Below are 25,950 nucleotides of genomic sequence, written 5' to 3' on the forward strand. Positions count from 1 at the left end.
TTTCAAAAAAATACTTATTGACTTTGAGGATAATTCATGTATCAGGGTTTAAAAGTCATTGATGCCGATGCCCATAAGTTAGAAAATCCCTTGGTATTGCGGGAATATTTAGAGCCAGAATATCGCGATCGCATTGGACTTGCAATTGATAGTCTAGGCGACCAAAGAGCAAGGATTGTAGACTTTAATCCAGCAACAGGCAAAAATGATTATATGCGGATGTTTCCGCAGCCTCAAGGGTTAGGTAAAGGTGGTTTTCGCAATTTACACCCCGATACAACGCTGGGGGCAATGTTTAACCGCGTGCGTATTGAACACATGGATACCGAAGGTGTAGATGTTCATGTAATTTACGGTACGCTCAACTTAATCTTTTCGAGTATTTTAGATAAAGACTTCGCGATCGCCCTTTGTCGCGCTTACAACAGCTACATCGCTGATGATTGTAAAGGATACGATAACAGGCTCAAGCCGATTGGTGTCTTACCTCTGCAAGATGTCAACGAAGCCGTTGCTGAAATGCACCGTTGTATTAACGAATTGGGCATGATTAGCGTGGCTGTTGCCCCAAATATGCCGATTCCTCACCCCAAAGCCCCCGATGCTTTCCCAGAAATCCGTAGCTGCAAAACTATCAGTCATCCAGACTTTCGCCCCATCTTGCAGTCGGCGGTAGACTTAGACATCGCTCTAGGTATTCATGGCGGACCTGGTTCGTATATGGTGGGTGGGATTTCCGACTATACAGAAACTTTTGTATTGACTCATATTTTTGTGCAAAGGAATCAACAACAACTCGCTTTAGCGCGGATGGTGTTTGATGGCGCTTTTGAACAATTCCCCACCTTGCGCGTAGGCTTTTTAGAAGGTGGTTGCGGGTGGTTGCCAGATTTGGCTCATGCTTTCCACGAGCATTGGGAAAAACGGATTCGCGACTTCGATCCCAAGAAGCCCTATCGTCCTTCTCTGATGGAATTTACGAAGCTAATGGTGCAAGAAAGAGGCACTAGCAACAATTTTAACTTGATTAGTCAAGCCAAAAATATGTTTGACTTGTTGTGGAATGCTCAACACGATCCGGCAAAAATAGACGACGAAAGCTTGTACGAACATTACGACTTGCGCCACCGCGATCCGATGGAGTATTTTGAGCGGGGACAAATTTATACTTCCTTTGAATCTGACGATCCAGGTCCCGCTTACCTTCCCGTCGCAATGGGTGAAATTGGCAAGCACTTAACTTGTTTTTCTGGAGACTACGGACATTGGGATGGAGTATTGCATAACTGTGTCAAAGATGCGGCAGAAGTTGCCGACTATGACCGCGAACATTTAGAGCTATTGTTGGGCGGTAATGCTTTGGCTCTTTATGGCAAAACCTTACAAAACTCTTTACCTAGCTACTTAAATGCACCAACACCTGCCGTAACTAACTAGGATACATGGCGATCGCATTTACTAATTAGTAAATGCGATCGCTCTTTGCTAAATTTGTCATGGTTAAACATTAAGCCCATTTTTAAGTAAATGTTTAATCGCACAAAATAGCGGCGTGGTGACGAATATGATCCTCAATAAAGGTAGCAATAAAGTAATAACTGTGATCGTAGCCGGGATGAAAACGTAGAGTAAGGGGCTGATTTACAGCCTTACAAGCCTGCTCGAACAAATGTGGTTGAAGTTGGTCTAAATACTTATCTGCCGCACCTTGGTCAATTAAAATTGGACGTTTGTAATTAGCCGTAAGTACAAGTTCGCTAGAGTCGTACTCCTTCCAAGCTTCTCTATTAGCTCCGAGGTATTTGGTAAAAGCTTTATCTACCCACGAAGAACGCAGAGGGGCAACAATTGGCGCTAAAGCAGACACTGACTTATATAGCTCCTGATTTCTTAAAGCGCACACCAGCGCCCCATGACCGCCCATAGAATGCCCAAAGATGCCTTGTTTGTCTGCTCGTACCGGGAAATTATCGGCAATTAGTGCGGGTAATTCTTTAACAATGTAGCTGTACATTTGATAGTTCGCTTTCCAGGGGGCAAGGGTCGCATTCACATAAAAACTTGCCCCACTCCCAAAATCCCAATCGTCATTTTCGCCCTCTATTCCCGTATTGCGCGGGCTAGTATCGGGGACAACTAGCATTAACCCATGTTGCGCGGCGAAACGTTGCGCTCCTGCTTTGACTGTAAAATTCTCTTCCGTGCAAGTCAAACCAGAGAGGAAATACAGCACCGGGACGCTTTGAGATGATGCTTGCGGCGGCTGATAAACAGCAAAACGCATTTCACTATTACAAGTTTGGGATTGATGGCTGTAAAAGCCAACTGTACCGTCAAAACAGCGATATTCGCTTAATAGGTTAATAGATGCAGACATGAGGAGATAAAAAGTTAACTATGCCAAGATTATAGCGATCGCTGCTGTTCTCGCAGCCAATTACGGAAAGAGCGCTTAGTTTGAGTTTCGCCTTGGGTGTTACACTGCACCAAAAATTCGTAAATCTTTGCCTTGGTTAGTAAGGGGAAATTGGGGCTAGTTTCAGATTCTTGGTATTGATTTTCGTTTAATAAGTAAATAGTTAAAACTTTGCCGTTGTAGCGCCAAAACTCTGGCACTTTTAGGTTTTGATACAGTTGTTTTTTATTAATATCTGTATGAGTAATATCTACTTCTAAAATTAAATCTGGAGGAGGATCGATAGCCAAGTCTACTTTCTTACCTCGGACAGTAGGCTCATTTTGAATGTAATAGCATTTATCGGGTTCTGCACCAACTTTTAATTCAGGTTTATTAAGGGTAGTTGAACCCATGCTTTTGAGATTTAAATTAAGTTCCACAGCTAGAAGCTCAATTAGTTGTCCTATCAAGCTATTAGCGCTTTCATGTTCCTCTAAAGGACTGACAATTTCTAAAGTTCCTTTGTAATAAGTAAGCCGTGCCGATCGATTATTACCAAGAGCAGCTAGAATTTGCTCATAAGATTGCCAACTGAGGTTATAGAAACTAACCCGCTTTTCCGCCAGCCTTGTTTCTATAGGAGTATTACTTACTGCTTCACTGGTAGAAATCATTGAATCCTCCCAATCGTTTATTTCAAACAACTAAAAATAATCTCAATTAAGCTTGACTATCTAGCCAAGATACTAAATCTGCTTCCTTTGAGAAGTCTAATAAGGCTTCGCTCAATTCGTCTAATTGTGCGACTTCTAAATTCTGAATGTGTGTTTGTAACTGGGGACCAATATCACCAATCCGGTGATTGAGTTGGCGGAGTAATGTATCGCACTTTCCTTTTTTAACGCCTAGTTGGACGATTTCTTGATAAAGTGGCGCTTCTTGCATTAGATCCTCTCTTAAATATTGTTGAATCAAATTTTTATCGAATTTTAAGCTTGCTAATAGCTCAACGCAGGCGGCAATATTGCGCTGCTCCTCTAGTTCTTCAATCATATCTACTTGCTCTGCAACTTGCCTTAACAGCGTTTCTGGCGAATTTGTTTGAGCGAGAACCGCCAAAGGTAGCAAGGCTGGACTTGTCAATAAAGGGGTAGGATCTTGCTCCTACAACCGCACGACTCTGTAACGATGGCTAGTATTTGCAACGGTAAATCTATCTACATAAACAGCATCAGAGCTAGTCTGCTTCAAAATTTGTTGTTGTTCTGGGAGAAAATATAGAGCATCGGAGCGAATGGGGTTGACGCTTAGTTCTGTTGGTAATGGTTCGATGACGTTTGTATCAATATTTAGTAGCCAACGCACAAAGTTTGCTGGATACTCAGTTGTTAAGTAGCGACAGATATGATCGTAAGCCAAAGATATATTTATACATTGAGAATAAGTTAGAGTTTATAGTAACGTGCGATCGCGCCTTGTTTTCTTTGTATGCCTTTCTTTTCCAAGCAAAACTAGCTGCACAGTTGATAATAAATACTGTGCTTTAATTTTCAGGTTACAGCGATCGCTTTTTAAACCTATTCGCGTCCTTCTCGCTCTTTGCGATGTTTTTCTAGCAATTGCGGAAAATGTTTTAAGTCATCAATTGACTGTGGTGCTGGATATACTGCTGAAGTAGCTGCTTCAGCAGTAATTCTATCTAGATAAACTCGGAAAGCATACTCATCATCTCGATGTTCAAGTATGTATCCTCGTAATTCTTTGCGGCTCATTGCTTCAAAATTTGGTTGGCTCATAATAACTTCCATGTACCATCACGACTAATTAGGACTTCTGTCTCTTCCCCAGCTAAGATGAACACGCCTTCAGTAGGTTCATCTCTACAAACTAGGTAAATGGGCAGATACATCTTTGTTGCCCAGCAACTAAGAACAAAGCAAGTAAATATTTGTGCTGCTGTAGGAATAATTAAACCTCTTCACACCTAATCAAATAGTAACTAAAACGTTACCACACTGCGAATAGACTCACCTTTGTGCATTAAATCAAAAGCATCATTAATTTTATCTAAAGGCATTGTGTGAGTAATCAAATCGTCAATATTTATCTTGCCTTCCATATACCAATCAACAATTTGCGGGACATCAGTACGTCCTCTAGCACCACCAAAAGCCGAACCTTTCCAAACTCTCCCCGTTACTAATTGAAAAGGGCGAGTAGCAATTTCTGCACCCGCTTCCGCCACGCCAATAATTACACTTACACCCCAACCTTTATGGCAGCATTCCAAAGCTTGACGCATAATATTGACGTTACCAATACATTCAAAACTATAATCAGCACCGCCTTTTGTTAAATCCACTAAATAAGGCACTAAATCGCCTTCAACTTCTTTGGGATTTACAAAATGAGTCATACCAAATTTTTCGGCTAATTCTCGCTTGCTGGGATTAATGTCAACGCCAATAATCATATTTGCGCCTACCATTCGCGCCCCTTGGATAACATTTAAACCAATTCCACCCAAACCAAAAACTACAACATTTGCCCCTGGTTCGACTTTGGCGGTATGAATTACTGCCCCAATTCCCGTTGTTACGCCACAACCGATATAGCAAACCTTGTCAAAGGGCGCATCGTCGCGAATTTTGGCAACCGCAATTTCTGGTAATACGGTGTAGTTGGCAAAGGTAGAGGTTCCCATATAGTGATGCAACATTTGCCCGTCGATAGAAAATCTACTTGTACCATCAGGCATCACACCACGCCCTTGAGTGGAACGAATTGCTTGACAAAGGTTAGTTTTGCGGCTGAGACAATACTCGCACTGACGACATTCGGGGGTGTACAGAGGAATGACGCGATCGCCTTTTTTCAAACTTTTGACCTCCGATCCCACTTCGACTACAACACCCGCCCCCTCATGCCCCAAAATCGCCGGAAATAGCCCTTCTGGATCTTTACCGGAAAGGGTATAAGCATCGGTGTGACATATTCCTGTGGCTTTAATTTCAATTAGCACTTCTCCCGCTTTTGGTGGCGAAAGTTGAACGGTAGTAACTTCTAAAAGCTTCTGGGGTGCGAAGGCTACGGCGGCTTTTACGTCCACGATTTTCTACTCCTAGTTTAGTTAACACAAGGCGCGATCGCACCTCTCCTCACTGATAGCTTAAAATATAGACAATGCGCGAAGTTTGAAGTAATTTTGCAAGTCTCCCGCCAACTTTTTTAGCGCTAACACGGCGCGAGCATTATTTTATGAGTATTTTTACCCTGCAATCTGTTAAAAAAGACTTTGGGATTAAAGAAATCCTCAAGGATGCAAGTTTTAGTATTGATACTACAGATAAGGTTGGATTGATTGGTACGAATGGTTCGGGTAAGTCTACCCTATTAAAAGTAATCGCTGGTTTGGAATCTATTGATAGCGGACAAATTTTAGTTAATTCTGGTGTGAGAATTGTTTACTTACCTCAGCAGCCAGACTTAGATGAAAATAATACGGTTTTAGAACAGGTATTTGCTGACAGTGGCGAACAAATGGCGCTGGTGCGAGAGTACGAAGAATTATCCGATAAATTGGCGCATTATCCCGACAATACTGAGCAATTGATGTCGCGTCTATCTACCGTAATGCAAAAGATGGAAACTAGCGACGCTTGGGAAGTTGAAACTAAAGCAAAAATCATTCTTACTAAGCTAGGAATATCAGATTTTGAGGCAAAAATTGGTACTTTATCGGGTGGATATCGTAAACGAATTGCTTTAGCCGCCGCTTTACTTTCTGAACCCGATGTATTGTTGATGGATGAGCCGACAAACCATTTAGATGCTTTGTCTGTAGAGTGGTTGCAAAGTTATTTGAATCGCTATCGCGGGGCTATATTATTAATTACTCACGATCGCTATTTTCTCGATCGCGTTACCAATCGAATTATTGAAATCGATCGCGGCGATATTTATAGTTATAGCGGTAATTATTCTTACTACTTAGAAAAAAAAGCTTTATCAGAAGACTCGGCTATTAGCAGTCAGCGCAAACACCAAGGCTTATTGCGCCGCGAGTTGGAGTGGTTAAAAAAAGGTCCAAAAGCTCGGAGTACCAAACAAAAAGCTCGGATTGATCGCGCGCGGGAGTTGCAAGCAACGGAGTTTAAAGAAGTTCAAGGAAAGGTTGATATTTCTACAGTTAGTCGACGTATAGGTAAAAAAGTAATTGAGTTAGATAATGTTACTAAAAGCTACGGGGAGCGGACTTTAATTAAAGATTTTACCTACGAATTTAGCCCCGAAGATCGCATCGGCATTATTGGCGGAAATGGCGCGGGTAAATCAACCTTGATGGATATGATTACCGGAAGAATTAAGCCAGATTCTGGCGAAGTAGAAATTGGCTCAACCATTCATATTGGCTATTTCGATCAGCATTCTGAAGAATTGTTAGCGGCTTTAAACGAAAATCAGCGCGTAATTGACTACATCAAAGAAGAAGGTGAATTTATTAAAATTTCTGACGGTACGCAAATTAGCGCTTCGCAAATGTTGGAGCGATTTTTATTTCCTGGAAATCAGCAGTACGCGCCGATTCATATGCTTTCTGGTGGGGAAAAACGGCGTTTATTTCTATTAAGGGTGCTGATGGGTGCGCCAAATGTACTAATTTTAGATGAACCGACAAACGACTTAGACGTACAGACACTAGCGGTATTAGAAGAATATCTAGAAGATTTTAGCGGATGCGCGATCGCAGTTTCTCACGATCGCTATTTTCTAGATCGTACCGTAGATACAATTTTTGCTCTAGAGGATGGCGGAAATATCCGCCAGTATCCTGGTAATTACTCGGTTTACCTAGATTACAAAAAAGCTGAGGAAGAAGCGGCTACTCCAACGGTTGTTAAAGAAAAAGCACCTGTGGACAGAACTTATAAGCAGCCAGCAAATGACAACAAACCGCGTAAACTATCTTCAAAAGAAAAGCGCGAATATGAGATGTTAGAAAGCAAAATTGCTCAGTTGGAACTAGAAAAAACTGAAGTAGAAAAAGCTTTATATGCGGTTTCTCCTGGCGCAGTTACTCAAGTACGCGAACTCTACGAAAAAGTAGAAAATATAACTAAAGCAATTGATGCTGCAACTGAGCGCTGGCTAGAATTAGCAGAAATTGAGTCTTAATCGAGGAAAAAATATGACTGTAACTCTAAATTTACACCCAGTTTTAGAATTAACTGACGATCAATTTTACGAATTATGTCAGGCAAATCGCGACTTAAGATTAGAGCGCACTGCTACCGGAGAAATAATTATTATGCCCCCAGCAGGAGGAGAAACAGGACATCGTAATATTAACTTAGCTTTTCAATTAGAAGCTTGGAGTAGCCAAAACAATTTGGGAATTGCTTTTGATTCTTCTACAGGTTTTAAGCTACCTAATGGTGCAGAAAGAGCGCCCGATGCAAGTTGGATAAAACGCGATCGCTGGGATAGTTTAAATGCCGAGCAAAAGCGCAAATTTCCGCCCTTATGTCCCGATTTTGTGATTGAATTGCGCTCGGAAACTGACTCAATCAAAACTCTACAATTGAAGATGCAAGAGTATATAGATAATGGCGCAAAATTAGGCTGGTTAATCGATCCTAAAACCCAGAAAGTAGAAATTTATCGCTTAAGAAAGCAAGTAGAAACACTCCAAAATCCTCCAACTTTATCCGGGGAAGATGTTTTACCAGGTTTTGTACTAAGTTTGAGTTCTATTTTTAGAGAGCTATAGTATTTTATTTATTATCAAAGCCGACGGAGAATTTATTTAATGAACATAAATGATCTTCAACATTTTAGCACCGATGAACTGCTCAAAAAGTTTAAGGAAGCTACTCTCCAAGGTAAACCACCTCAAGAACTTGTTAATGAATTGCAAAAACGCCCTGGTATTGCTTTTATTAATGCAACAGATTCAGCCAAGGTTACTTTAGAAAAAGCTCTTGCTGCGATCACTCAAAGCCAAATGCGCGATCACCCACTGTAAATTTAACTTGTCTCAACACACCCAGCACGAACTCTGAGGTATGGTTGAAAAATAACATTTCTGCTTTGCACACTTTAGCGTAAATGACTTTAGTTTCCCCCGATTCAGCCCGCCACAAGAAAGCCAAGGCTTTAAAGCCTTCTAGCCGCCGCCCAGCCAAAGAACTTTGTAGCGAGTGCGGACTATGCGATACATATTATGTTCATTATGTCAAGGATGCTTGCGCTTTTATTAATCAACAGATAGCTGAGCTAGAAACCCAAACCCATAATCGTAGCCGCAATTTAGATGATGCTGACGAACTATATTTTGGTGTAAATCAGGGCATGATAGCGGCGCGCAAAACTGAGCCAATCGAGGGCGCGCAATGGACGGGAATTGTTAGCAGTATTGCGATTGAAATGCTAACAAAGGGCTTAGTTGAAGGCGTGGTTTGCGTCCAAAATACCAAAGAAGACCGCTTTCAACCAATGCCGATAATTGCTCGGACTCCTGAAGACATCTTAAAAGCTAGAGTAAATAAACCAACACTTTCGCCCAATCTTTCGGTACTGGAACAAATCGAACAATCGGGGATGAAGCGACTACTCGTAATCGGTGTAGGCTGCCAAATTCAGGCACTAAGAGCCGTGGAAAAGCAACTAGGCTTAGAGAAGCTTTATGTACTGGGTACGCCTTGCGTAGACAACGTTACCCGTGCTGGATTGCAAAAGTTTCTGGATACCACAAGCAAGTCGCCGGAAACTGTTGTGTCTTACGAATTTATGCAAGACTATCGAGTTCACTTCAAGCATGAAGATGGCTCGACGGAAACTGTACCCTTTTTTGGACTTAAGACAAACCAACTTAAAGATGTATTTGCTCCTTCTTGCATGAGTTGTTTTGATTATGTCAATTCTCTGGCAGATTTGGTAGTAGGTTATATGGGCGCACCTTTTGGCTGGCAATGGATTGTAGTCCGAAATAACACCGGGCAAGAAATGCTCGATTTGGTAAAAGCGCAATTGCAAACGCAAGAAGTGATGTCAAAAGGCGATCGCACTTCCGCCGTGCAACAAAGCATTCCGGCTTACGACAAAGGGGTTACACTTCCCATGTGGGCAGCAAAAATGATGGGTGTAGTGATTGAAAAAATTGGTCCTAAAGGCTTAGAATACGCTCGATTCTCGATTGATTCCCACTTTACCCGCAACTACCTCTACGTCAAGCGCCAGCACCCAGAAAAATTAGATGCTCACGTGCCAGAATTTGCTAAAAAAATAGTCGCTCAATACCGCTTACCAGAATAGCAAGCTGCAAAGCAAAGCTTGGAGTTGCTTAATGATCTACTGCATCAACCCCAGGTGTCAAAACCGCCAAAATCCTGACAACCTCCAAAGATGTCAGTTTTGTAACTCTCGCTTGTTGATTAACAGTCGATACCAGTTAGTTAAACCATTAAGAGATTTATCGGGGCTGCATACTACAGAAATATTTGAAGTAAACGATCGCGGCACAGCAAAAGTTCTTAAGGTGCTAAATAGCGATCGCGCTAAATTAATTGAGCTATTGCAACAAGAAGCGCAGGTATTGCAAAAGCTGCAAAATTCGGGTGTTCCTAGAGTATATGAATACTTTACATTCTTGCCCAGCTATGAAACCAAAAAGCTGCATTGCTTAGTAATGGAGAAAATTGAGGGGCAAAATCTCAAGCAATGGATAGAAGAAAATCAACCAATTTCTGAACCACGAGCGATTGATTGGCTAAAACAACTAATCGGTATTTTGAGTGAGGTGCATCAAGCAAAACTTTTGCATCGTGACATCAAGCCATCCAATATCATGCTGCGTCCTAGCGGGCAACTGGTATTAATTGACTTTGGTACAGTTAGGGAAATTACCCACACTTACGTCAATAAATTAGCGCAGGGGGATATTACGCAAATTTATTCTCCAGGATATACGCCCATAGAGCAAATTGAAGGACAAGCAGTTAAAGAATCGGATTTTTTTGCTTTGGGGCGCACGTTTGTTCATTTACTCACAGGCATTTATCCGGCAGAATTGCCCAAAAATCCGCAAACCAATCAGTTAGAATGGCGCAACCGAGCGCCGCAAATTTCTGATTGGTTAGCATACTTAATTAACGAATTAATTGCCCCCCTCCCCCAAAATCGACCGCAAAACGCCCAAAGTATTTTAGAGTGCTTGATTAAAGGTCGCGATCGCGACGAAACTAGACTACCTCTAACTGCAAAGCAAATTGCAACCACTGTTAATCAAACAACTCGCACTCAAATAAGTCGCCAAGGCTTCATAAGCCAAGCTTGGCATACTGGTCTGCGGGTATTTTTAACTAGCATAGTTGTTACTAGCTTAGTTATTGGCGTGCGTCAGTTAGGAGTAATAAAATCCTGGGAATTGGCAGCTTTTGATAGTTTGCAACATTGGCGACCAATTGAAGGTGCTGACCCGCGCTTGCTTGTCGTCACAATTACTGAATCTGATATTCAAGCGCAGTCGCAAAGACAAGGAAGTTTAAGCGATCGCACTTTAGAGCAATTATTAACTCAACTAGAACAGTATCGACCAAGAGCGATCGGTTTAGATATTTATCGAGATATTCCTGTGGGCGCAGCGTATCCCAACTTAACTAAATATCTGCAAAATAGCGAGTATTTTATTGGCTTGTGCAAAATTAGCGATCCTGATACAAATAATCCTGGTATTGCCCCACCGCCAGAAATACCACCAGAATTTATTGGTTTTAGTGACATTATGCCTGACGATGATAGTACCGTTCGCCGTCAGCTTTTACATCTAACTCCGCCTCGTGATTCTCCTTGTACTAGCGAATATGCTTTTAGTCTTCAGTTAGCGCTTTATTACTTGGCAACGGAAGGTATTGAGCCAAAAGTTACCTCTCAAGGTGATTTGCAGTTTAAAAATGTTGTCTTCAAACGTCTAACTGCTAACAATAGCGGTGCTTATAAAAATGCTGACTTAAGGGGCTATCAAGTGCTGCTCAACTACCGTCCTTACCGTGCAGTTACAGATATTGCTTTCCAAATTAGTCTTCACGATCTTTTAAACAATCGCCTTAGCCCAGCTATAAAGAACCAATTGCAAGATCGGATTGTTCTGATTGGTGTCACTGCGCCAACCAGTGTCAACGATTACTGGTTTACGCCTTATAGTAGTAGTCAGCAGCGCTTTGAAAAACAGCTACCAGGCGTGTTCTTGCAGGCACAAATGGTCAGTCATATTTTGAGTGCAGTTTTGGATCGAAGACCTCTATTATCGGTGTGGAACTTATGGACAGAAGTTCTCTGGATCGTAGGGTGGTCAATAACTGGAGGGTTGCTTGCTTGGTACTCCAAACAAATATTATATTTAGGGTTGACGATATTTATTGCTTTTCTAGTTCTGTATAGTTTATGCTTTGGGCTTTTACTGCGAGGTAGGTTGACTCCATTAATACCGTCAGCAATAGCATTAGTAACGACAAGTACAAGTATAGTAATTTACAAAAAATATAGATTTAAATAGGCTCGCTGCTGTTTTGGATAAGAAACCGTTACTTGGATGAAATTAGCTATGGAAAACATAAATCAAGTCCGTGCATTTGCCAAGCGTATACTTGGTATGGCTGCACTGGTGCTTATTAGTACAAGCTATATCACTCAAGCCAATGCTCAAAGTATCGAATCTGTAAGCAAAACTTTCAGTAACTCCCTAGGGCGATCGCCAAAGCAACTACCAAGTGCGACGGCTCCTAGAACCCAAAAGCGATCGGGGAGAGTAGGCTTTATTCAACCCAAATTACCAAGTAGTGGAGCGCCTAGCGGACGACAAAGAGGCGCGGCGGGACGCGGGCTCTGTTTAAACAATGTAAGTATACCGTTAACGGCTGTAGTCCCTAGTGTTAAAAAATTTACTAAAAACGGGCAAAGTGCGATCGTTGCCACCAATGTTTGGGGATTGACAGTTAAGGAACGTCCAACGTTTTTATTTTACGTTCCCTATACTCAAGTTTCTGCTATTGGTGAGTTTGTCCTGCAAGACTCTGAAGATAACGACGTATATCGCGCTCCGGTGATGCTGCCCAAAGAACCGGGAATTGTGAGGTTGCAGTTACCACCAGAATCTGCGCCGTTAGCGGTCGATAAAATGTATCACTGGTATTTCAAAGTCCGTTGCAGTCAAAATATGTCTAGCCCAGTTTTTGTCGAAGGCTGGGTACAGCGAGTAAGTCTCAACCCCACTATCGCCAATCAAATAGCTACAGCAACTTCTCTACGGCAGCAAGTTGAGTTGTATGCCGAAAATGGTATTTGGTACGATACAGCCGCGATTATGGCGCAGATGCGGTTACAAAACTTAGAAGATAAAACTGCTAAGGCAGATTGGCAGTCTCTATTGGAGACAATCGATTTATCGACTTTAGCCTCAGAGTCAATCAAGGGTCTAGATAGCAAAGACGAAAAATCGTTACTCAGCGAGTACAAACCTTAGAAACAAGTATTTGACAATTTTATCTTTTTAGAGCCAGTCACCAATCAAAACATAGGCTCCCCAGTAACTAGGGCGGCTGTAATTGGGATATTTGTTTAAAAAACTTACTTGGGCGCGGCGGAGAGCTTCGGCTTTAGTAATACTCCCTGTGGCTAACTCTCGGTAAAATTCTCCGATAAATAAAGCAGTAGCTTCATCGTCTATTTGCCATAAAGAAGCTAAAGTACTGCGCGCTCCCGCCCGGATTGCTACCCCAGCAAGCCCCAAAGCCGCTCGCTTGTCACCGACGGCGGTTTCACAGGCACTTAACACTAATAAAGAAATCGGATTGGGTGAATTTTGATTGCGATGCCCACCGTTGGCATTGCGGAGTAAAGCATCTAATTGTTTAACATTAATCTTGCCATCCGAGGCGAGGATAAATGTATTTTTTGCGTCAGAACTAAACTGTCCGTGAGTTGCAAGATGCACTATATTCAAGCTTGAGGAATCCATTGCTTTAGCTAAAGACTTGCTAGTAAAATCTTCATCTAGGAGTTGCTTGGTTGCAACTCCAGCTTGCTCGATTAAATTAAATTCTGATTTGACGGCGGGTAGCGGGGGATAAGGAGAATTTGCTGGTGCAACGCTAAGCCCCGCCGTTAATGCCTTGAGTCCATTTTGGGGCAAAGGTTGAGAGGCTAAGAGTTGCAAGCCGGGACTTAGGGCTACAGCGTACTTTTCAATTAAATACTGTTTGCCATCATACAAGGCTGCCATTGGAATATTTTGTAATGCCCCATCTAGCACAAATACTAAAGTTTTGGCTCCACTACTAGCTATTTGGGTTTCGGCAGGTTGAATTAACCAGCTATATACTTGCTCGGATAAAGCTTTAACTTCTTTGATGGTATCCGGTTCTGTGAGCTTGGTGCGGAGTGTTTCTAAAGTTTTTTCTATTTGGGGCTGAGATTGGGCAATTGTGTAATGAGTCAGGGGGGAATTGGGTAGTTTGAGGATGACTTCTGTGCGATCGCTTAAAATAATTGGATAAATAATCGCCGCGCTGCCATCTTCTGTATCGGCGAGGCGATCAATTAATACGGAAGAATTTGCTTCGATGCAAGCTTCTCGAAAAAAGTTATCTAACTGGGCAAGTTGCAGAGATTCAATTACTGCCCGCGCTTGAATCAAATTTTCTTGACTAACTTTTGGCTCATCTTTACTCAATAGCAAATCGACTAATCCGCGATAAATGGGTTCTACTTCTTCGCGAAAAGAAAACTGAACATCTGGATTGATCGCAACTAAATCGTTGCGTAAAGATTTAAGCAAGCTAACTGATTCTGTGTAAGATGCGATCGCGCTTTTTGTATTACCTTGGGCTTTAAATATCCGTCCTAGTTGCCACGAAGATCGATAGGCGATGTCTGGAGCATTAATTGCTTGAGCGATTAATAAGGATTTTTCTGTTAATTTTTGAGCATTTTCCCATTGCTTTGTCTGTTCGTACAATCCACCCAAATGACTCAGCGCATAAGCTTCCGCCCGATTATCTTCTAAGCTTTGAGCTTGGTTTATGGCTTTAGCCAATAATTGAGCAATTTCTGGTAGAGAGGTAGTAACTATATTAAGTCCTTGTCCTTTTTGCTTGCTCAAATCTTGTAAACTTTGGGCAAAATCAATTTGAGCATATATTGCTTTACTACTTGGAGGTAAGCTAGCAATTTCTGTTTGAATTTGCGGCAATAAGGCAAACGCCGCGCTCGATTGATTGGTTTCTACCAAAAGACTAAGCTGATTTAGCTGTGCTTGGGTTTTAGTAATTCCAGAGGATGCTGTTGTTGCTTGCCCATAATAATCCAATGCAGCTTTATTGTTTTGCTGCGCTCTAGCCGTGTTACCAAGGCTAAATAAAGCTGCGCCAATGTCTGAAGCTGAGTTTAGTTTTTGGGCTAAAGCTAAACTTTGCTGTAATATCTGCTGCGACTGTTCCAAATCGCCGACTACCCGTAGAGCATTTCCCAGATTGCGCAATCCAGCTATTTTGACTGGGGAGTCTGGTTGTTTTTGCAGCTTTTGATTGACAGCGTTTAAGCTTGCCAACGCGCTGCGGTAAAGCCCTAAGGCTTGCATAGCTTGAGCTTGATTAATTAAACTTCGGGCAATTCCTACTTCATCTTTGGCTTGAGTATAAGCAACCGTTGCTTGAGTCCAAGTATTTAAAGCTTGCTGAGATTGCCCTAACGCTAGCTGGAGGCTACCTTGAGTATTGAGTGCCTGGGCTAAGATTGGTAGATTTTTGTTGCTGGCGTTTTGCAATAATTTTAGGCTTGATGCGATCGCCTTTGTTGCTTTTTCCCACTGTCCAAGTTGCTGATAAGCCAAGGAAAGATTGCTTAATACCATTGCTTGATTGGCAACATCATTCTGCCCAAGGTATGCTTCCAAGCTTTGTTCCCAAGCTTTTACTGCTTCAGAAAATTGTCCAGTTTCATATAACTCTCTGCCTTTTTGGACTAGCTGCGCGTTATCCGTAGCTTGAAGAATTTGGGATACCGATATAGAAGCGATAGGCGGCACCGTACCAGCTAGTAATTGTTCTGGAGTTGAACATACCATTCCCACCGCTAGACTTGCTTTTAGCACCAAGTTACGGATAGCCAAAGGTTTCCATTTTCTGGCTAAATCCTTCTTGGATGAAGAATTCATCAAAATGGGTTGTAAATTACGGAAAAATATAAGCCATTTTCTTGCCATGTTCTATCTCCTGAAGGAATATCAACCAAAGGAATACCCCAATCTAATCGAGCAGTAAGATAATCACCCCATTGACAGCGTAAGCCAAGACCTAGAGATGCCAAAGTATTAGATTCGGAAGTATTGTCAACTCTACTGGAGTTATTCCAAGTAGTACCAAGATCGACAAATGGTGCTACCTGCAAGACTAATCTTTGTTGAGGTACACGATAAATTGGCAGACGCAATTCCGCCGAAGCAAAAGCGCCATTATCAGTCACTAAAGCATCCTGACGATAGCCCCTAACACTGTTAATACCGCCAAGTCCAAACTGCTCCAATGGTACGAGCGCTGTATCTGCCAATTGCACGTCAGCGCGGACTAACAGCAAAGTATCAGCAGCCAAAAGTCGCACCCATTGTGCTTGTCCCCGCCAGGAGAAAAAGCGGCTATCTGGTGCAGTTTCATTGATGGTCGAATTGAGAGCGCCAATCCCTAAACTAAACTGAGAGCGGGCAGCAATAACTTGGTTGCTATTACGCGTAGTCCACTCTTGAAAAAATTGTAAAGCCGAGACGCGGGTACGTCCTCGCTCATCTGCACCAAGGGAGGGAAAGGCGGTTATTTGCCCTTCATAAGAAAATAAAGCCTCACTTTCTCTACGTGCTGCTGTTAAACCAAGGGCAAATTCTTGATTGGGGGTTTGAATAACTGGTTGACGCAAAGTTAGTTCGTAGTAGCGAGAACTAGCATTGATATCGAGTTTATTGAAAGGACGCTCAATCACATCGCTGGCTGAGGTTCCGTAGCTAAACCTGATAGTACCATCGCGGGGATTGAGCGGTAATGTGTAGTTGGTGTCTAAACTATTACTACCATCAGTATTGCTATAAGCTACGCTTAGACTGTCTCCTAGTCCAAGTAAATTGGCTTCATTTGCTTGCACTTGGCGGCGGAAGCTACCTACACTAGGCGATCGCCCATTATCTGTAAGTATTTGAACGTGGGCTGTCTGGGCTTCAGTTATATTGACTTCCAATATATTTGTGCCAGGACGAGAACCCGTCGCTAGTTCCGCCGAAAGGCTTTGAATTAAGGGATTGAGTTGCAGTAGTTGCAAAGCGGCGAGGAGTTGCTGTTGGTTGAGCGGTTTGCTTGTGCGGCTAGCAATGCGATCGCGGATATAACTTGGATATAGCTTTTTAGTTCCAGTAATATTAATAGCTTCTAAACTACCTTCAATTACTTGAATTTTCACTACGCCACCTCCAAGGGTTTGTGGTGGAATCAAAGCGCCAGAAGTGATATAACCGCGCTCTATATACAACTGAGTAACCGCAGAACGGGCTTGGAAAAGTTCGGCAAAAGAAATTGGTCTTTTGGTATAAGGAGCAAGAACTTGAGCAAATTCTTGGGGGCTAAATACGGTGCTTCCTTCTACCTCAAATCTTTCAACTGTAATAGTTGCTGGCACTTCACCAGGGATTGCTCCTGGGGTTGTAGGTGTGGAGGAAGGAGGCTGGAGTAGATCTTCTGGTGGTGGTAGCGGTGCAGGAATAGGGATTGGTACGGGGGTTGGCTGGGCAGGAGGTAGAACGTCTTGGGGAGGAGGCGTAGGCGGCAGTTGGGCAAGGTTTCCCAAACTTTGTTCTTGCTTAGAGCCTGGACACGCAGTAGAGAGGCAATAGCTGCGCTCAAGATTAGATACTAGCTCAATATTCTGCGCTTTTAAGGGTGTTGCGATCGCCCTTGGCGCTGCGCTCTGCGCAATCGCGCTGGCTAATAAAACTAACCCAATTGGAGACAAGATCGGGCAACTAATAAAGCTAGAGGCAAGTTTATGACCCATGACAGCTATTAGATTTCATCCAAGGAATAGAGGGGGTAACGTTAGGCGCAGAGGCAGTAAGTATAACTTCGCCCTTGGAACCTATTACCCATCCTTGAGCTTCTACTAAAGGAGTTGATTCTGGAGGTTTTTGATTAGTAGGTGCAACTAATTTGGCTTGAGTTGATTCCGTTTGAATTGGACTGCCCAAATCTGCTAAAGCAAAGTCACCTCTAAAAGCTTCTTTGGGAGTCGGCGGCAACCCACCGCGCCCAGTTATGACAAATTCACTACTTCTTCTTGCTATGCTACCTGCCCCCGACGAACAGCCTTGAGCAATCAATCCAGAGATATTTACTGGTTCTGCTGGTAGAGTTAGCAATGCGTTTTCCGGATCGTTCTCTAGCCTATCGATTTCCACTACACCATTTACACCCCTTTCGGAGGTGGCAGAAATTTCACTATTAGGGGAAACAAAGAATCCTTGGGTTTTAATGCGAATGTTGCCACCGTTACCAATACCTGTTGCATTGGCTGTAATCTTACTATTTCCCAGAGCCGTTAATAAGTCTGTAGCGATCGTGATATTGCCACCGTTTCCCTCTCCTCCAGCATTGGTAGATATTACGCTGTTGTCACGCAGTAGCAAAGAGTTCAAATCCTGGAGGATTATATTACCACCACCTTGACCTACATTACTTGTAGCTGCGAGTTTTCCGCCATTATTCAAACTGATATTACGAGCCGTAACTTCTAGATTGCCTGTCTCTCCGGTTCCTTCATTACTACTTACTGTTACTTCAGATCCATCAACAACTAAACTTGCAGTATTAATTTTGATGTTTCCGGCATTTCCAGAAGCTTGAGTATCACTTGATAAAGAGCTACCATTTTTTAGCTCTACAGATGTAGAAGCGTTTACTGTTAAATTTCCTCCGTTCCCTGTTGCAAACCTAATATTTCCAGAAGATTCCACTAAGGCAGAAGAATCCGTTAATATGGCTGCTCCATCTTCAAGTACCAACTTGCCAGTATTTACTGTTATGTTGCCTCCGCTTCCAGTCGCTGTAGTTGCAGTTGATAGTAGGCTATCAAAACCTTTGATTAAGAAAAGCTCAGACGCATTAACTACTAAATTTCCTCCTATTCCTGCACCATCTGTTGAAGATGTTATTTGTGATGTATCCGCTAGCAGTATTTGCTTTCCTTGCAAACTAATATCACCTCCGCTATCACCACTAGCATCCAGGGTAGATGCGAAATTGTTAGAACTACCCTTCGTTATATGAATGTTCTGAAAATTAGAAACTTTTTCGTAACCCAAAGACCAACCTTTTGTTATTGGGTTGAGGCTAACTAAACTGTTACTTGCGACACTACCTACCTCAATTCTTCCATCTGGTGCTACTAAAAGTCCGCCTTCTACAGTTACTTCTCCACCGACTAGCGCTAACGTGTGACCAGGCTCCACTTCCAAAATAGCTTCTTGTACGCGAATACTTGTATCAGTTCTTCCGTATTGCAATCCTGTAGCGGTATTTATTGTTAGTAGGGAAGAAGTTTGAGGATTTATAGCACCATACTCAATTCCATCAGAAAAGATGACGCTAGTGGCGGTACTAGCTACAAATGAACCTTTTAAATCTAACCTAGCATTGGCTCCAAAGATAATTCCATTCGGATTAATCAAAAACAAATTAGCATTGCCTATTACACCGAGACTGCCAAGAATCTCAGAGGGGCTACCTCCAGTGACTCTAGTTAATATATTGCTTATTCCAGGCGGACTATTAAAAAATACTTTTTGTTCTTCACCAATATTAAATTGCTTGAAACTGTGAAATAAGTTACTTCCTCTAGTTGCTCCACCGTCAATTTGAGTAGTATCTACGCCATCAACATTATTGACTATTGAGCTTTCAGTACCCAAAGTTTCATCAGGAATAGGCTGGGCTAGCACACACTTTATAGGAGCAGATACGCTGCCAACTAATAAAGAGACGGATAGCCCTAACCCCCAGCAAAAGTGATTTTGTTTTTGAGTCATTGAATAACTCGCCTAAATATCGTTCGTGTTTTGTTACTTACATTGCTTTATAAAATTATTAGTTAAACTTTTGTAGATTGTTTAAACAACATAATTTATCTAAATCCACATAAGCATTGCTCTGACTTGTCTAAGATGGCAAGGAATATTTTTAAGTTGCCTTTCACCTAACTCATAACTGGTTTATCTCTTTTGTATCAGCTACATATAGCATTACCAGCAGCATCTACGCTGTGAAAACAGGCGCTGCGATGCTGAGGTGGATTGCAAGGGCATTGGTCAAATTTGATTTTTTCTGCTATGAGCAATTGCTGTCCATTTTGAGAGACTTTGATTTCAATCTCAACTTTCCCTGACGAAGAACACTTTTGAATTATTTCTTTTAGTTCGCGATCGCTGATTATGTCAAGTAGTGAAGGCTCAACAACTTCGTCACTTAATCGTGTTCGTGTATTGTCAATCATGATTTTTTCCTACTAAAATTAATTAGTACAACTAGCACTAAAGCTAGATTCAATTAAACTTATCTCAATTTCGGAAAACTATGAAACAATTTTTGTCCAATTTAAACCTGGGGGCGATCGCCACAACAAAAAGTCCTAATACACGCTCAAGACTTGGCTTTCGTCATTTATTAAGTATCTGCTACAAGCCACAATAACAGATAAATACTTGTACGCAATCCAAGGAAGCGATCGCGCCCATGATCCAAGCACCAACAGAGCGCTTAACATTCGAGGAATACTGTAACTTAGATAACGGCGATCGCTGCTACAAACGTGCTGAATACAATATCGTATAAATTCCTAGATACTGGGTTGTAGACTTTATTGCAGATAGTTCTACCTATCCACTTGGAGTCACGATACTTACTTTAATAGAAGGGTTTTACGAAGCAGCAATATTTAGAGGTAATGAGCAGATTATTTCTCAAACCTTTGCCGAATTAGTTCTAAGTTCCGACCAAGTTTTATTAGGTGTTTAGGCTACTTCTACAGCTTCAATTGCAGCTTCAAGGGCGATCGCAACATGAGTCCAATGAGTCCCTCCTTGGCAAAACACTATATAAGGTTCCCTCAAAGGACCATCGGCGGAAAATTCAGAGGTACTGCCATCAATAAAAGTGCCACCAGCCATTACTAACAAGCTCTCATACCCCGGCATTTCCCCAGGAACAGGGTCTAGGTAGGAACCAATCGGCGAATGCTGTTGAATCGCCTTGCAGAAGGCAATCAGCTTTTGCGGCGAACCAAGCTTAATAGCTTGAATCACATCGCGCCTAGGAGCCATTGGCAAAGGATTGACTGGATAACCAAGCTGGTCAAAGACATAAGCTGTCAAGTGATTGCCTTTCATTGCTTCCCCCACCATTTGCGGCGCGAGAAAAAGCCCTTGAAATAGCAGCCGACTTTGGTCAAAGGTTGCCCCGCCATAACTACCAATCCCTGGTGCAGTCAAGCGACAAGCCGCCGCCTCTACTAAGTCCGCGCGACCAGCAACGTAGCCGCCAGCAGTAACAATTGTGCCACCAGGGTTTTTAATTAGCGATCCTGCCATCAAATCGGCTCCTACCGCCGTAGGTTCTTTGTTCTCAATAAATTCTCCATAGCAGTTATCCACAAAGCAAATAGTATTAGGATTTTGTTGTTTGACGATCGCGACAATTTTTTCAATATCGGTAATAGATAAGCTCGAACGCCAAGAATAACCGCACGATCGCTGAATTAATACTAAACGGGTGCGATCGCCCACAGCTTGCCCCAAAGCTTGCCAATCGATCGTTCCTTCTAGAGTTAGATCCAATTGACGGTAACTAATGTCAAACTCTAATAGTGAACCTTGTCCGTTACCTCGGATACCAATTACTTCCTCTAATGTGTCGTAAGGAGTACCTGCTACTGCTAACATCTCATCCCCAGGGCGGAGAACGCCAAACAAAGCACAGGCGATCGCATGAGTGCCAGAAACAAACTGCACTCTCACGGCTGCTGCCTCTGCTCCCATAGCTTCTGCAAATACCTTGTCTAAAGTCTCTCTACCTAGGTCGTCATGTCCATAACCGCTTACTCCGGCAAAATGATGAACGCCTACCCGGTGGTGACGGAAAGATGCCAAGACTTTTTGGAGGTTTTGCTTGACCTGGGAGTCAATTTTAGAAAAAATAGGAAATAGTGCCTGTTCTGCGGAACTTAGCACCTCAATGCTGTTAATCATGACTTTTTTCGCCATCGAGATTAGTGAACTATCTATAGATTCACTTAAGATCGGTAAGACCATTCGTATTAAGGGTACTGCATGACGATTGCCACCTCAACCAAACCCACGCTTAATTGGGTAAATATCAGTTTTTTCGCGGCTCTACATATTGGAGCATTATTTGCCCTGCTGCCCAGCAATTTTAACTGGAGAGCAGTTGGTGTAGGCGTGTTTCTATATTGGGTAACTGGAGGCTTGGGTATTACTTTAGGGTTTCACCGCCTTGTTACTCACCGCAGTTTCCAAACTCCCAAGTGGTTAGAGTATTTTCTAGCTCTTTGTGGAACCCTGGCTTGCCAAGGAGGTCCTTTTGAATGGATTGGAATGCACCGCATCCATCACTTGCATTCCGACCAAGACTTAGATCCGCACGATTCTAATAAAGGGTTCTGGTGGAGTCACTTGGGTTGGATGATACATCACGCACCCGCCCAAGATGAAATTTCCCGCTACATCAAAGATATTTCTGACGATCCTGTTTATCAGTTTTACCAAAAAAACATGATCGGCATTCAAGTTGCTTTAGGAGTATTACTTTTACTTCTAGGCGGTTGGTCCTTTGTGATTTGGGGAATTTTTGTTCGTGTCGTGGTGGTTTACCACTGCACTTGGCTTGTAAATAGTGCAACTCACAAATTTGGCTATCGCAGCCACGAATCTGGCGATAACTCTACAAATTGTTGGTGGGTAGCTTTACTTGTTTTTGGTGAAGGTTGGCACAATAATCACCATGCTTTTCAGTATTCTGCTCGTCATGGCTTGCAGTGGTGGGAATTTGACCTGACTTGGCTGACTATTCGATTGCTGCAAACGGTGGGTTTAGCAACAAACGTCAAACTAGCAGCAATACCTGTAAAAGATTAGTAAATTCTAGCTTGGCACTAGCTGGGTATCAAACTTAAAACAATTTGTTTACCTTTTTTAGTCCGCAGCTTATACCAGGTCAATAGCATAGTAAAAAGTCGCTTCAACTGGAGCGGCTTTTTTATTGGTACAAAATACAACTGGGTTTAGCCTTTGCTTAAACTTGATAAAAAACCAATATTGGCTACTTACCAAATTCAAACAGAAACTAAACCCAGTAATAGAGGAAGTTTTAGTTTACCTTAGCTTTCTAGCGTCTGCCGCGTACTGGCACTAGGCTTAAGTAATCTAGGTCAAAAGCCGAAACTTTTTGCGCGTAGTTGTTTTTTGTATTAACGGCGGCTGCCATTTCGCGGTACTTACCGGGATCTCCTTCGGGAAGACGGCGCTCCTTGCTCTTGCGGCTGTAGTATTCCTCTAAGGTAAAGCGCCAATCGGTTTTGACTGTGCCTACTTGTTCGCGGAAATCTTCACCGTAACGAGGAGTTACGAGATTAAAGGGACGACCTTCCATCCGCTTGCGCTGGTAAGGTACAACATTATCGCCAAAGGCATCGGTGTACTCTTGAGAATCTAGCAACGCATCGACAAAGCCGTAGAAACCCAAAGTACCGATTTTAATTGACCAAGCAATTTCTTCGGCTTTGTTGTAAGATGCGCGACCGAGGAAGCGCTTAAGACAAACATCAACCAAACGATAGTTATTGTTAACAGACACAACTAGTTCATAAAACCGAGCAGATTTTGCAAGTCCCCGGATAAAGTCGCGGACAGTAATACTGCGATTTTTTACTTGGGATTCTAGTTGAATTTGACGGTTGGCGCGGAGAGTTTCATGTTCGCTAAATACTTGACGATAGCTTGCCCAAATTATCTCTTGAATTGCAGTTAAGGAATCTGCATTTTCAATCCGATAGATGTATGGTGTTTCTTCATTGAGGTCTGCCTTGCCGAAGCTGGAGACGCGATGATTTTGAGTTGTTGGCTTGTATTCAAGCAACGGCAGTTCCATACTGCTTTTCTCCATTAAATAAGGTGAATAATGTAGTCACGATTTTTATAATCTGACAGGAAAACTAGCCGAAGGATTAATCGAAGCGGCTGCTTCTTTATTATCCCGCGTCATGTCAGGAATTTGAATGTTGGCGGTTTGAACTGGCTGGGGAACAACAACGCGGATATTGATGCTTTGCGCCATATCCATAAAGTTATTGATATCGCCCCACTTGTAACGCTCAGTTTCTAGTTTGTCGCGCCAGTAATTGCCATAGCGAGGGGTAACTAGATTAGTGGGTCTATCTTTGTAGCGACGGCGTTGGTAGGGTACGGTATTGTCGCCAAAGCTACTACGATATTCTTCGCTGTCGATTAAAGCATCTACAAAACTACCCCAGCCCAAAGTTGCTACTTTAATTGACCAAGCAATTTCTTCAGCTTGATTGTAAGGCGCTCTACCTAGTAGGCGTTTGAGACATAGTTCAACTAAGCGATAGTTGGAATTAGTCTCTACTACCAAGTTGCGGAATGCTTCAGACTTTGCCAGTCCTCGGATAAAATCGCGGACGCTAATGGAGCGGTTTTTTAGTTGCGATTCTAGCTGAACTTGGCGGTTAAATTGCAAAATTTGGTGTTCGCTGAGAACTTGGCGGTAAGCAGCGTTGATTAGATCCAGTACATCGTTGGGATTTGAGCAGTCTTCAATCCGGTAAATCCAGGGCGTATCTTCGCTAGGTACTTCGTAGCCAGCGACGCGCTGATTTTGGGAAGAAGGTTTGTAGTCAAGTAAGGGAATTGACATGGTAATAACTACTGGTGAGTTTTGCTGTAAACAAATTGCCTACACTTTAGGGTTCGCTACGGGGATGTAGCGGTAGGGTAGAGCAGATTCCTTGGGCTTGACGGTGCGTTCTATAGAATTTTGCCCTTGGGTCATATCGAGAAGATCCATATTTTTGATTTGGGAAGTCACCGAGGCAATGGTGCGCTGGTAATTGTTTTCGGTAAGTAACAGCCCTCCAGCCATGGTCATAAAGTTAACAGGAATAGCTTTGCGCACTACTTCTTTTGTGACTTCTCCAGTTTGGCGAGTTTGGTAGAAGGAACGTCCGCCGATCGCAAGTAAGGACTGGCGATCGCGAAAGTCATTGCCGTAACGGGGATTAACTAGGTTAAATGGGCGATCTTTATAGCGGCGACGTTGGTAAGGAATGATATCGTTGCCAAAGTTTTGGCGATATTCCTCGCCATCAACTATTACGTCAATAAAGCCGTGTAAGCCGCGAGTAGCTATGACAATCGACAGTGCAATTTGTTCGTCTTTGTTATAGGTGGCGCGTCCCAAAAATCGCTTAAAAGTGATATCTACCAAACGATAGTTAGAATTTGTTTCACCGACTAATCCGCGGTATACTTCCGACTTACCCAATCCCCGGATAAAATCGCGGACGGTAATCGCCCGATTGCGTAATTGAGATTCTAGGTAGAGTTGGCGGTAACTTTCTAAAATTAAGTGTTCGCTGAAAATTTGCCGATAGCCTGCCCAAATAAGATCGTTAATATCTGTATCTGATGTCGCATCGGCGGCGCGATAAATTCTCGGTCTATCTTCGTCGGGGACTTCATATCCTTCAACGCGCTGGTTTTGCGTTTTTGGTGTAACTTCAAGTAATGGTATTGACATAATGAATTGACCTATTTTTATACCTGAGATAAAACTTGTTGCGCCCAATTTATCCGCGATCGCACTCCCACATCAGAATCAGTTTGAAATTGCAAGTCAAAATGGCTGCCAATTTTTCCTGCTAATTCGGGAATACTTGCTAGTGCTTGCAATCCTACTACCGCCGCATAACGAATTGACCAATCTCCATCGCTGGAAATTGATAAAAGCGTCTCCATTGCCCTTTGCCACGCCGGATAAACCTGCTCTGGGTGCAATTGCTGCCAGTGCAAGGTTCCTAATCCTTTAGCTGCTGACCGACGGACGCTAGGTGCAAAATCTTTAGCGGCGGACTCGATGAATAAGTCCAAAGCGCGGGGGTCGCCAATGGCGGCTAATGCCCGAATTGAGTAAGCTCTCGCCCCATAGTTGTAGTCATCTAATTGTTCCATTAATGGTTGCACGGATTCCGCACCTAGTTCAATTAGTCCAGCTACAGCAGCGATCGCGGCGGTGGGGTTGTTATAGCCCAACACGGCAATTAAGGTAGAGATTGTCGCTTTATCCTTAGCTGCAACCAAGGCTCTTACTGCTGCCACTAATTGGGCAGGTTCAGATGCTTGTTCGACGGCTTGGATGAGTTCTTTAGGGGCTGTCATT

Annotated in this window: 24 protein-coding genes; 8 read left to right on the forward strand and 16 right to left on the reverse strand. The window is 42.8% G+C overall.

All coding sequences use genetic code 11. The annotated features are described in order from the left end of the window. Positions 1-36 precede the first annotated feature (36 nt). Complete coding sequence (locus AC2VE5_RS01095; protein ID WP_486885942.1) at positions 37-1,437, forward strand: amidohydrolase family protein; 1,401 nt, start codon at positions 37-39, stop codon at positions 1,435-1,437. 94 nt (positions 1,438-1,531) lie between these two features. Here the strand turns inward: AC2VE5_RS01095 and fghA are convergent, their stop codons facing one another. The 7 genes from fghA to AC2VE5_RS01130 form a co-directional block, all read right to left on the reverse strand. Then, positions 1,532-2,377, reverse strand: a complete 846-nt coding sequence (gene fghA / locus AC2VE5_RS01100) for an S-formylglutathione hydrolase (protein ID WP_486885943.1) — start codon at positions 2,375-2,377, stop codon at positions 1,532-1,534. Positions 2,378-2,406: 29 nt separating this feature from the next. Then, positions 2,407-3,072 carry a Uma2 family endonuclease gene (locus AC2VE5_RS01105; RefSeq protein ID WP_486885944.1) on the reverse strand — a complete coding sequence of 222 codons (666 nt, stop codon included), beginning with the start codon at positions 3,070-3,072 and terminating at the stop codon, positions 2,407-2,409. A gap of 46 nt (positions 3,073-3,118) precedes the next feature. Continuing rightward, the gene (locus AC2VE5_RS01110) at positions 3,119-3,541 is read right to left on the reverse strand and encodes a DUF4351 domain-containing protein (RefSeq protein ID WP_486885945.1); all 423 of its coding nucleotides are present in this window, start codon (positions 3,539-3,541) and stop codon (positions 3,119-3,121) included. A gap of 21 nt (positions 3,542-3,562) precedes the next feature. Continuing rightward, positions 3,563-3,817: a hypothetical protein gene (locus tag AC2VE5_RS01115; RefSeq protein ID WP_486885946.1), complete on the reverse strand. Its 255-nt coding sequence runs from the start codon at positions 3,815-3,817 to the stop codon at positions 3,563-3,565. Between the two features lie 158 nt (positions 3,818-3,975). After that, a complete protein-coding gene (locus tag AC2VE5_RS01120) occupies positions 3,976-4,194 on the reverse strand; it encodes a DUF6887 family protein (protein WP_486885947.1) in 219 nt (72 codons plus the stop codon). Further along, the gene (locus AC2VE5_RS01125; protein WP_486886061.1) at positions 4,191-4,367 is read right to left on the reverse strand and encodes a DUF6888 family protein; all 177 of its coding nucleotides are present in this window, start codon (positions 4,365-4,367) and stop codon (positions 4,191-4,193) included. The genes AC2VE5_RS01120 and AC2VE5_RS01125 overlap by 4 nt, the downstream gene beginning before the upstream one ends. A gap of 30 nt (positions 4,368-4,397) precedes the next feature. Further along, the gene (locus AC2VE5_RS01130; protein WP_486885948.1) at positions 4,398-5,507 is read right to left on the reverse strand and encodes an S-(hydroxymethyl)glutathione dehydrogenase/class III alcohol dehydrogenase; all 1,110 of its coding nucleotides are present in this window, start codon (positions 5,505-5,507) and stop codon (positions 4,398-4,400) included. Positions 5,508-5,656: 149 nt separating this feature from the next. Between AC2VE5_RS01130 and AC2VE5_RS01135 the strand changes: the two genes are divergently transcribed. The 6 genes from AC2VE5_RS01135 (at position 5,657) to AC2VE5_RS01160 (ending at position 12,917) form a co-directional block, all read left to right on the forward strand. Further along, positions 5,657-7,573 (forward strand): ABC-F family ATP-binding cassette domain-containing protein, encoded by a 1,917-nt coding sequence (locus tag AC2VE5_RS01135; RefSeq protein ID WP_486885949.1) that lies wholly within the window; start codon positions 5,657-5,659, stop codon positions 7,571-7,573. A 13-nt stretch (positions 7,574-7,586) separates the two neighbouring features. Beyond that, positions 7,587-8,168: a Uma2 family endonuclease gene (locus tag AC2VE5_RS01140; protein WP_486885950.1), complete on the forward strand. Its 582-nt coding sequence runs from the start codon at positions 7,587-7,589 to the stop codon at positions 8,166-8,168. A 39-nt stretch (positions 8,169-8,207) separates the two neighbouring features. Next, positions 8,208-8,423, forward strand: a complete 216-nt coding sequence (locus AC2VE5_RS01145) for a hypothetical protein (protein WP_486885951.1) — start codon at positions 8,208-8,210, stop codon at positions 8,421-8,423. 83 nt (positions 8,424-8,506) lie between these two features. Beyond that, the gene (locus AC2VE5_RS01150; RefSeq protein ID WP_486885952.1) at positions 8,507-9,712 is read left to right on the forward strand and encodes a Coenzyme F420 hydrogenase/dehydrogenase, beta subunit C-terminal domain; all 1,206 of its coding nucleotides are present in this window, start codon (positions 8,507-8,509) and stop codon (positions 9,710-9,712) included. A 31-nt stretch (positions 9,713-9,743) separates the two neighbouring features. After that, on the forward strand, positions 9,744-11,951 hold the full coding sequence (locus AC2VE5_RS01155) for a CHASE2 domain-containing protein (RefSeq protein WP_486885953.1): 2,208 nt from the start codon (positions 9,744-9,746) through the stop codon (positions 11,949-11,951). Positions 11,952-11,999: 48 nt separating this feature from the next. Further along, positions 12,000-12,917, forward strand: a complete 918-nt coding sequence (locus AC2VE5_RS01160; protein ID WP_486885954.1) for a DUF928 domain-containing protein — start codon at positions 12,000-12,002, stop codon at positions 12,915-12,917. A 27-nt stretch (positions 12,918-12,944) separates the two neighbouring features. On the opposite strand, the gene AC2VE5_RS01165 is transcribed toward AC2VE5_RS01160, so the two are convergent. The 5 genes from AC2VE5_RS01165 to AC2VE5_RS01185 all read right to left on the reverse strand — a co-directional run bounded on the left by AC2VE5_RS01165 (position 12,945) and on the right by AC2VE5_RS01185 (position 21,722). Further along, entirely contained in the window at positions 12,945-15,656 is a 2,712-nt protein-coding gene (locus AC2VE5_RS01165) for a CHAT domain-containing protein (protein WP_486885955.1), read from the reverse strand. Then, entirely contained in the window at positions 15,608-17,485 is a 1,878-nt protein-coding gene (locus AC2VE5_RS01170; protein WP_486885956.1) for a ShlB/FhaC/HecB family hemolysin secretion/activation protein, read from the reverse strand. Before AC2VE5_RS01170 ends, AC2VE5_RS01165 begins: the two co-directional genes overlap by 49 nt. After that, positions 17,475-19,511 (reverse strand): two-partner secretion domain-containing protein, encoded by a 2,037-nt coding sequence (locus AC2VE5_RS01175; protein WP_486885957.1) that lies wholly within the window; start codon positions 19,509-19,511, stop codon positions 17,475-17,477. Before AC2VE5_RS01175 ends, AC2VE5_RS01170 begins: the two co-directional genes overlap by 11 nt. A 197-nt stretch (positions 19,512-19,708) precedes the next feature. Continuing rightward, positions 19,709-19,975 (reverse strand): hypothetical protein, encoded by a 267-nt coding sequence (locus AC2VE5_RS01180; RefSeq protein WP_486885958.1) that lies wholly within the window; start codon positions 19,973-19,975, stop codon positions 19,709-19,711. Between the two features lie 517 nt (positions 19,976-20,492). Beyond that, complete coding sequence (locus AC2VE5_RS01185) at positions 20,493-21,722, reverse strand: methionine gamma-lyase family protein (RefSeq protein WP_486886062.1); 1,230 nt, start codon at positions 21,720-21,722, stop codon at positions 20,493-20,495. Between the two features lie 84 nt (positions 21,723-21,806). On the opposite strand from AC2VE5_RS01185, the gene AC2VE5_RS01190 reads away from it, so the two are divergent. After that, on the forward strand, positions 21,807-22,631 hold the full coding sequence (locus AC2VE5_RS01190; RefSeq protein ID WP_486885959.1) for an acyl-CoA desaturase: 825 nt from the start codon (positions 21,807-21,809) through the stop codon (positions 22,629-22,631). Positions 22,632-22,881: 250 nt separating this feature from the next. On the opposite strand, the gene cpcG4 is transcribed toward AC2VE5_RS01190, so the two are convergent. Genes cpcG4 through cpcF form a run of 4 tightly spaced genes read right to left on the reverse strand, consistent with a single transcriptional unit; the run spans position 22,882 to position 25,949 of the window. After that, positions 22,882-23,643: a phycobilisome rod-core linker protein CpcG4 gene (cpcG4, locus tag AC2VE5_RS01195; RefSeq protein WP_486885960.1), complete on the reverse strand. Its 762-nt coding sequence runs from the start codon at positions 23,641-23,643 to the stop codon at positions 22,882-22,884. 45 nt (positions 23,644-23,688) lie between these two features. Further along, complete coding sequence (cpcG2, locus tag AC2VE5_RS01200) at positions 23,689-24,429, reverse strand: phycobilisome rod-core linker protein CpcG2 (RefSeq protein ID WP_486885961.1); 741 nt, start codon at positions 24,427-24,429, stop codon at positions 23,689-23,691. A 39-nt stretch (positions 24,430-24,468) separates the two neighbouring features. Then, complete coding sequence (gene cpcG1, locus AC2VE5_RS01205; RefSeq protein WP_486885962.1) at positions 24,469-25,311, reverse strand: phycobilisome rod-core linker protein CpcG1; 843 nt, start codon at positions 25,309-25,311, stop codon at positions 24,469-24,471. 17 nt (positions 25,312-25,328) lie between these two features. Then, positions 25,329-25,949, reverse strand: coding sequence for a C-phycocyanin alpha-cysteine-84 phycocyanobilin lyase subunit CpcF (gene cpcF / locus AC2VE5_RS01210; protein WP_486885963.1), 621 nt, complete (start codon positions 25,947-25,949; stop codon positions 25,329-25,331). Position 25,950: the final 1 nt, after the last annotated feature.

The organism is Aliterella sp. E5.1, assembly GCF_057473825.1.

What these genes read in the sequence shown, in the direction of transcription:
- AC2VE5_RS01145 (WP_486885951.1), top strand. Translation starts at nt 8,208, where the DNA reads ATGAACATAAATGATCTTCAACATTTTAGCACCGATGAACTGCTCAAA.
- AC2VE5_RS01180 (WP_486885958.1), bottom strand. Translation starts at nt 19,975, where the DNA reads ATGATTGACAATACACGAACACGATTAAGTGACGAAGTTGTTGAGCCT.
- AC2VE5_RS01105 (WP_486885944.1), bottom strand. Translation starts at nt 3,072, where the DNA reads ATGATTTCTACCAGTGAAGCAGTAAGTAATACTCCTATAGAAACAAGG.
- AC2VE5_RS01190 (WP_486885959.1), top strand. Translation starts at nt 21,807, where the DNA reads ATGACGATTGCCACCTCAACCAAACCCACGCTTAATTGGGTAAATATC.
- AC2VE5_RS01165 (WP_486885955.1), bottom strand. Translation starts at nt 15,656, where the DNA reads ATGGCAAGAAAATGGCTTATATTTTTCCGTAATTTACAACCCATTTTG.
- AC2VE5_RS01120 (WP_486885947.1), bottom strand. Translation starts at nt 4,194, where the DNA reads ATGAGCCAACCAAATTTTGAAGCAATGAGCCGCAAAGAATTACGAGGA.
- AC2VE5_RS01135 (WP_486885949.1), top strand. Translation starts at nt 5,657, where the DNA reads ATGAGTATTTTTACCCTGCAATCTGTTAAAAAAGACTTTGGGATTAAA.
- cpcG4 (WP_486885960.1), bottom strand. Translation starts at nt 23,643, where the DNA reads ATGGAACTGCCGTTGCTTGAATACAAGCCAACAACTCAAAATCATCGC.
- AC2VE5_RS01095 (WP_486885942.1), top strand. Translation starts at nt 37, where the DNA reads ATGTATCAGGGTTTAAAAGTCATTGATGCCGATGCCCATAAGTTAGAA.
- AC2VE5_RS01155 (WP_486885953.1), top strand. Translation starts at nt 9,744, where the DNA reads ATGATCTACTGCATCAACCCCAGGTGTCAAAACCGCCAAAATCCTGAC.
- AC2VE5_RS01170 (WP_486885956.1), bottom strand. Translation starts at nt 17,485, where the DNA reads ATGGGTCATAAACTTGCCTCTAGCTTTATTAGTTGCCCGATCTTGTCT.
- fghA (WP_486885943.1), bottom strand. Translation starts at nt 2,377, where the DNA reads ATGTCTGCATCTATTAACCTATTAAGCGAATATCGCTGTTTTGACGGT.
- AC2VE5_RS01140 (WP_486885950.1), top strand. Translation starts at nt 7,587, where the DNA reads ATGACTGTAACTCTAAATTTACACCCAGTTTTAGAATTAACTGACGAT.
- cpcG1 (WP_486885962.1), bottom strand. Translation starts at nt 25,311, where the DNA reads ATGTCAATACCATTACTTGAAGTTACACCAAAAACGCAAAACCAGCGC.
- AC2VE5_RS01150 (WP_486885952.1), top strand. Translation starts at nt 8,507, where the DNA reads ATGACTTTAGTTTCCCCCGATTCAGCCCGCCACAAGAAAGCCAAGGCT.
- AC2VE5_RS01160 (WP_486885954.1), top strand. Translation starts at nt 12,000, where the DNA reads ATGGAAAACATAAATCAAGTCCGTGCATTTGCCAAGCGTATACTTGGT.
- cpcF (WP_486885963.1), bottom strand. Translation starts at nt 25,949, where the DNA reads ATGACAGCCCCTAAAGAACTCATCCAAGCCGTCGAACAAGCATCTGAA.
- AC2VE5_RS01175 (WP_486885957.1), bottom strand. Translation starts at nt 19,511, where the DNA reads ATGACTCAAAAACAAAATCACTTTTGCTGGGGGTTAGGGCTATCCGTC.
- cpcG2 (WP_486885961.1), bottom strand. Translation starts at nt 24,429, where the DNA reads ATGTCAATTCCCTTACTTGACTACAAACCTTCTTCCCAAAATCAGCGC.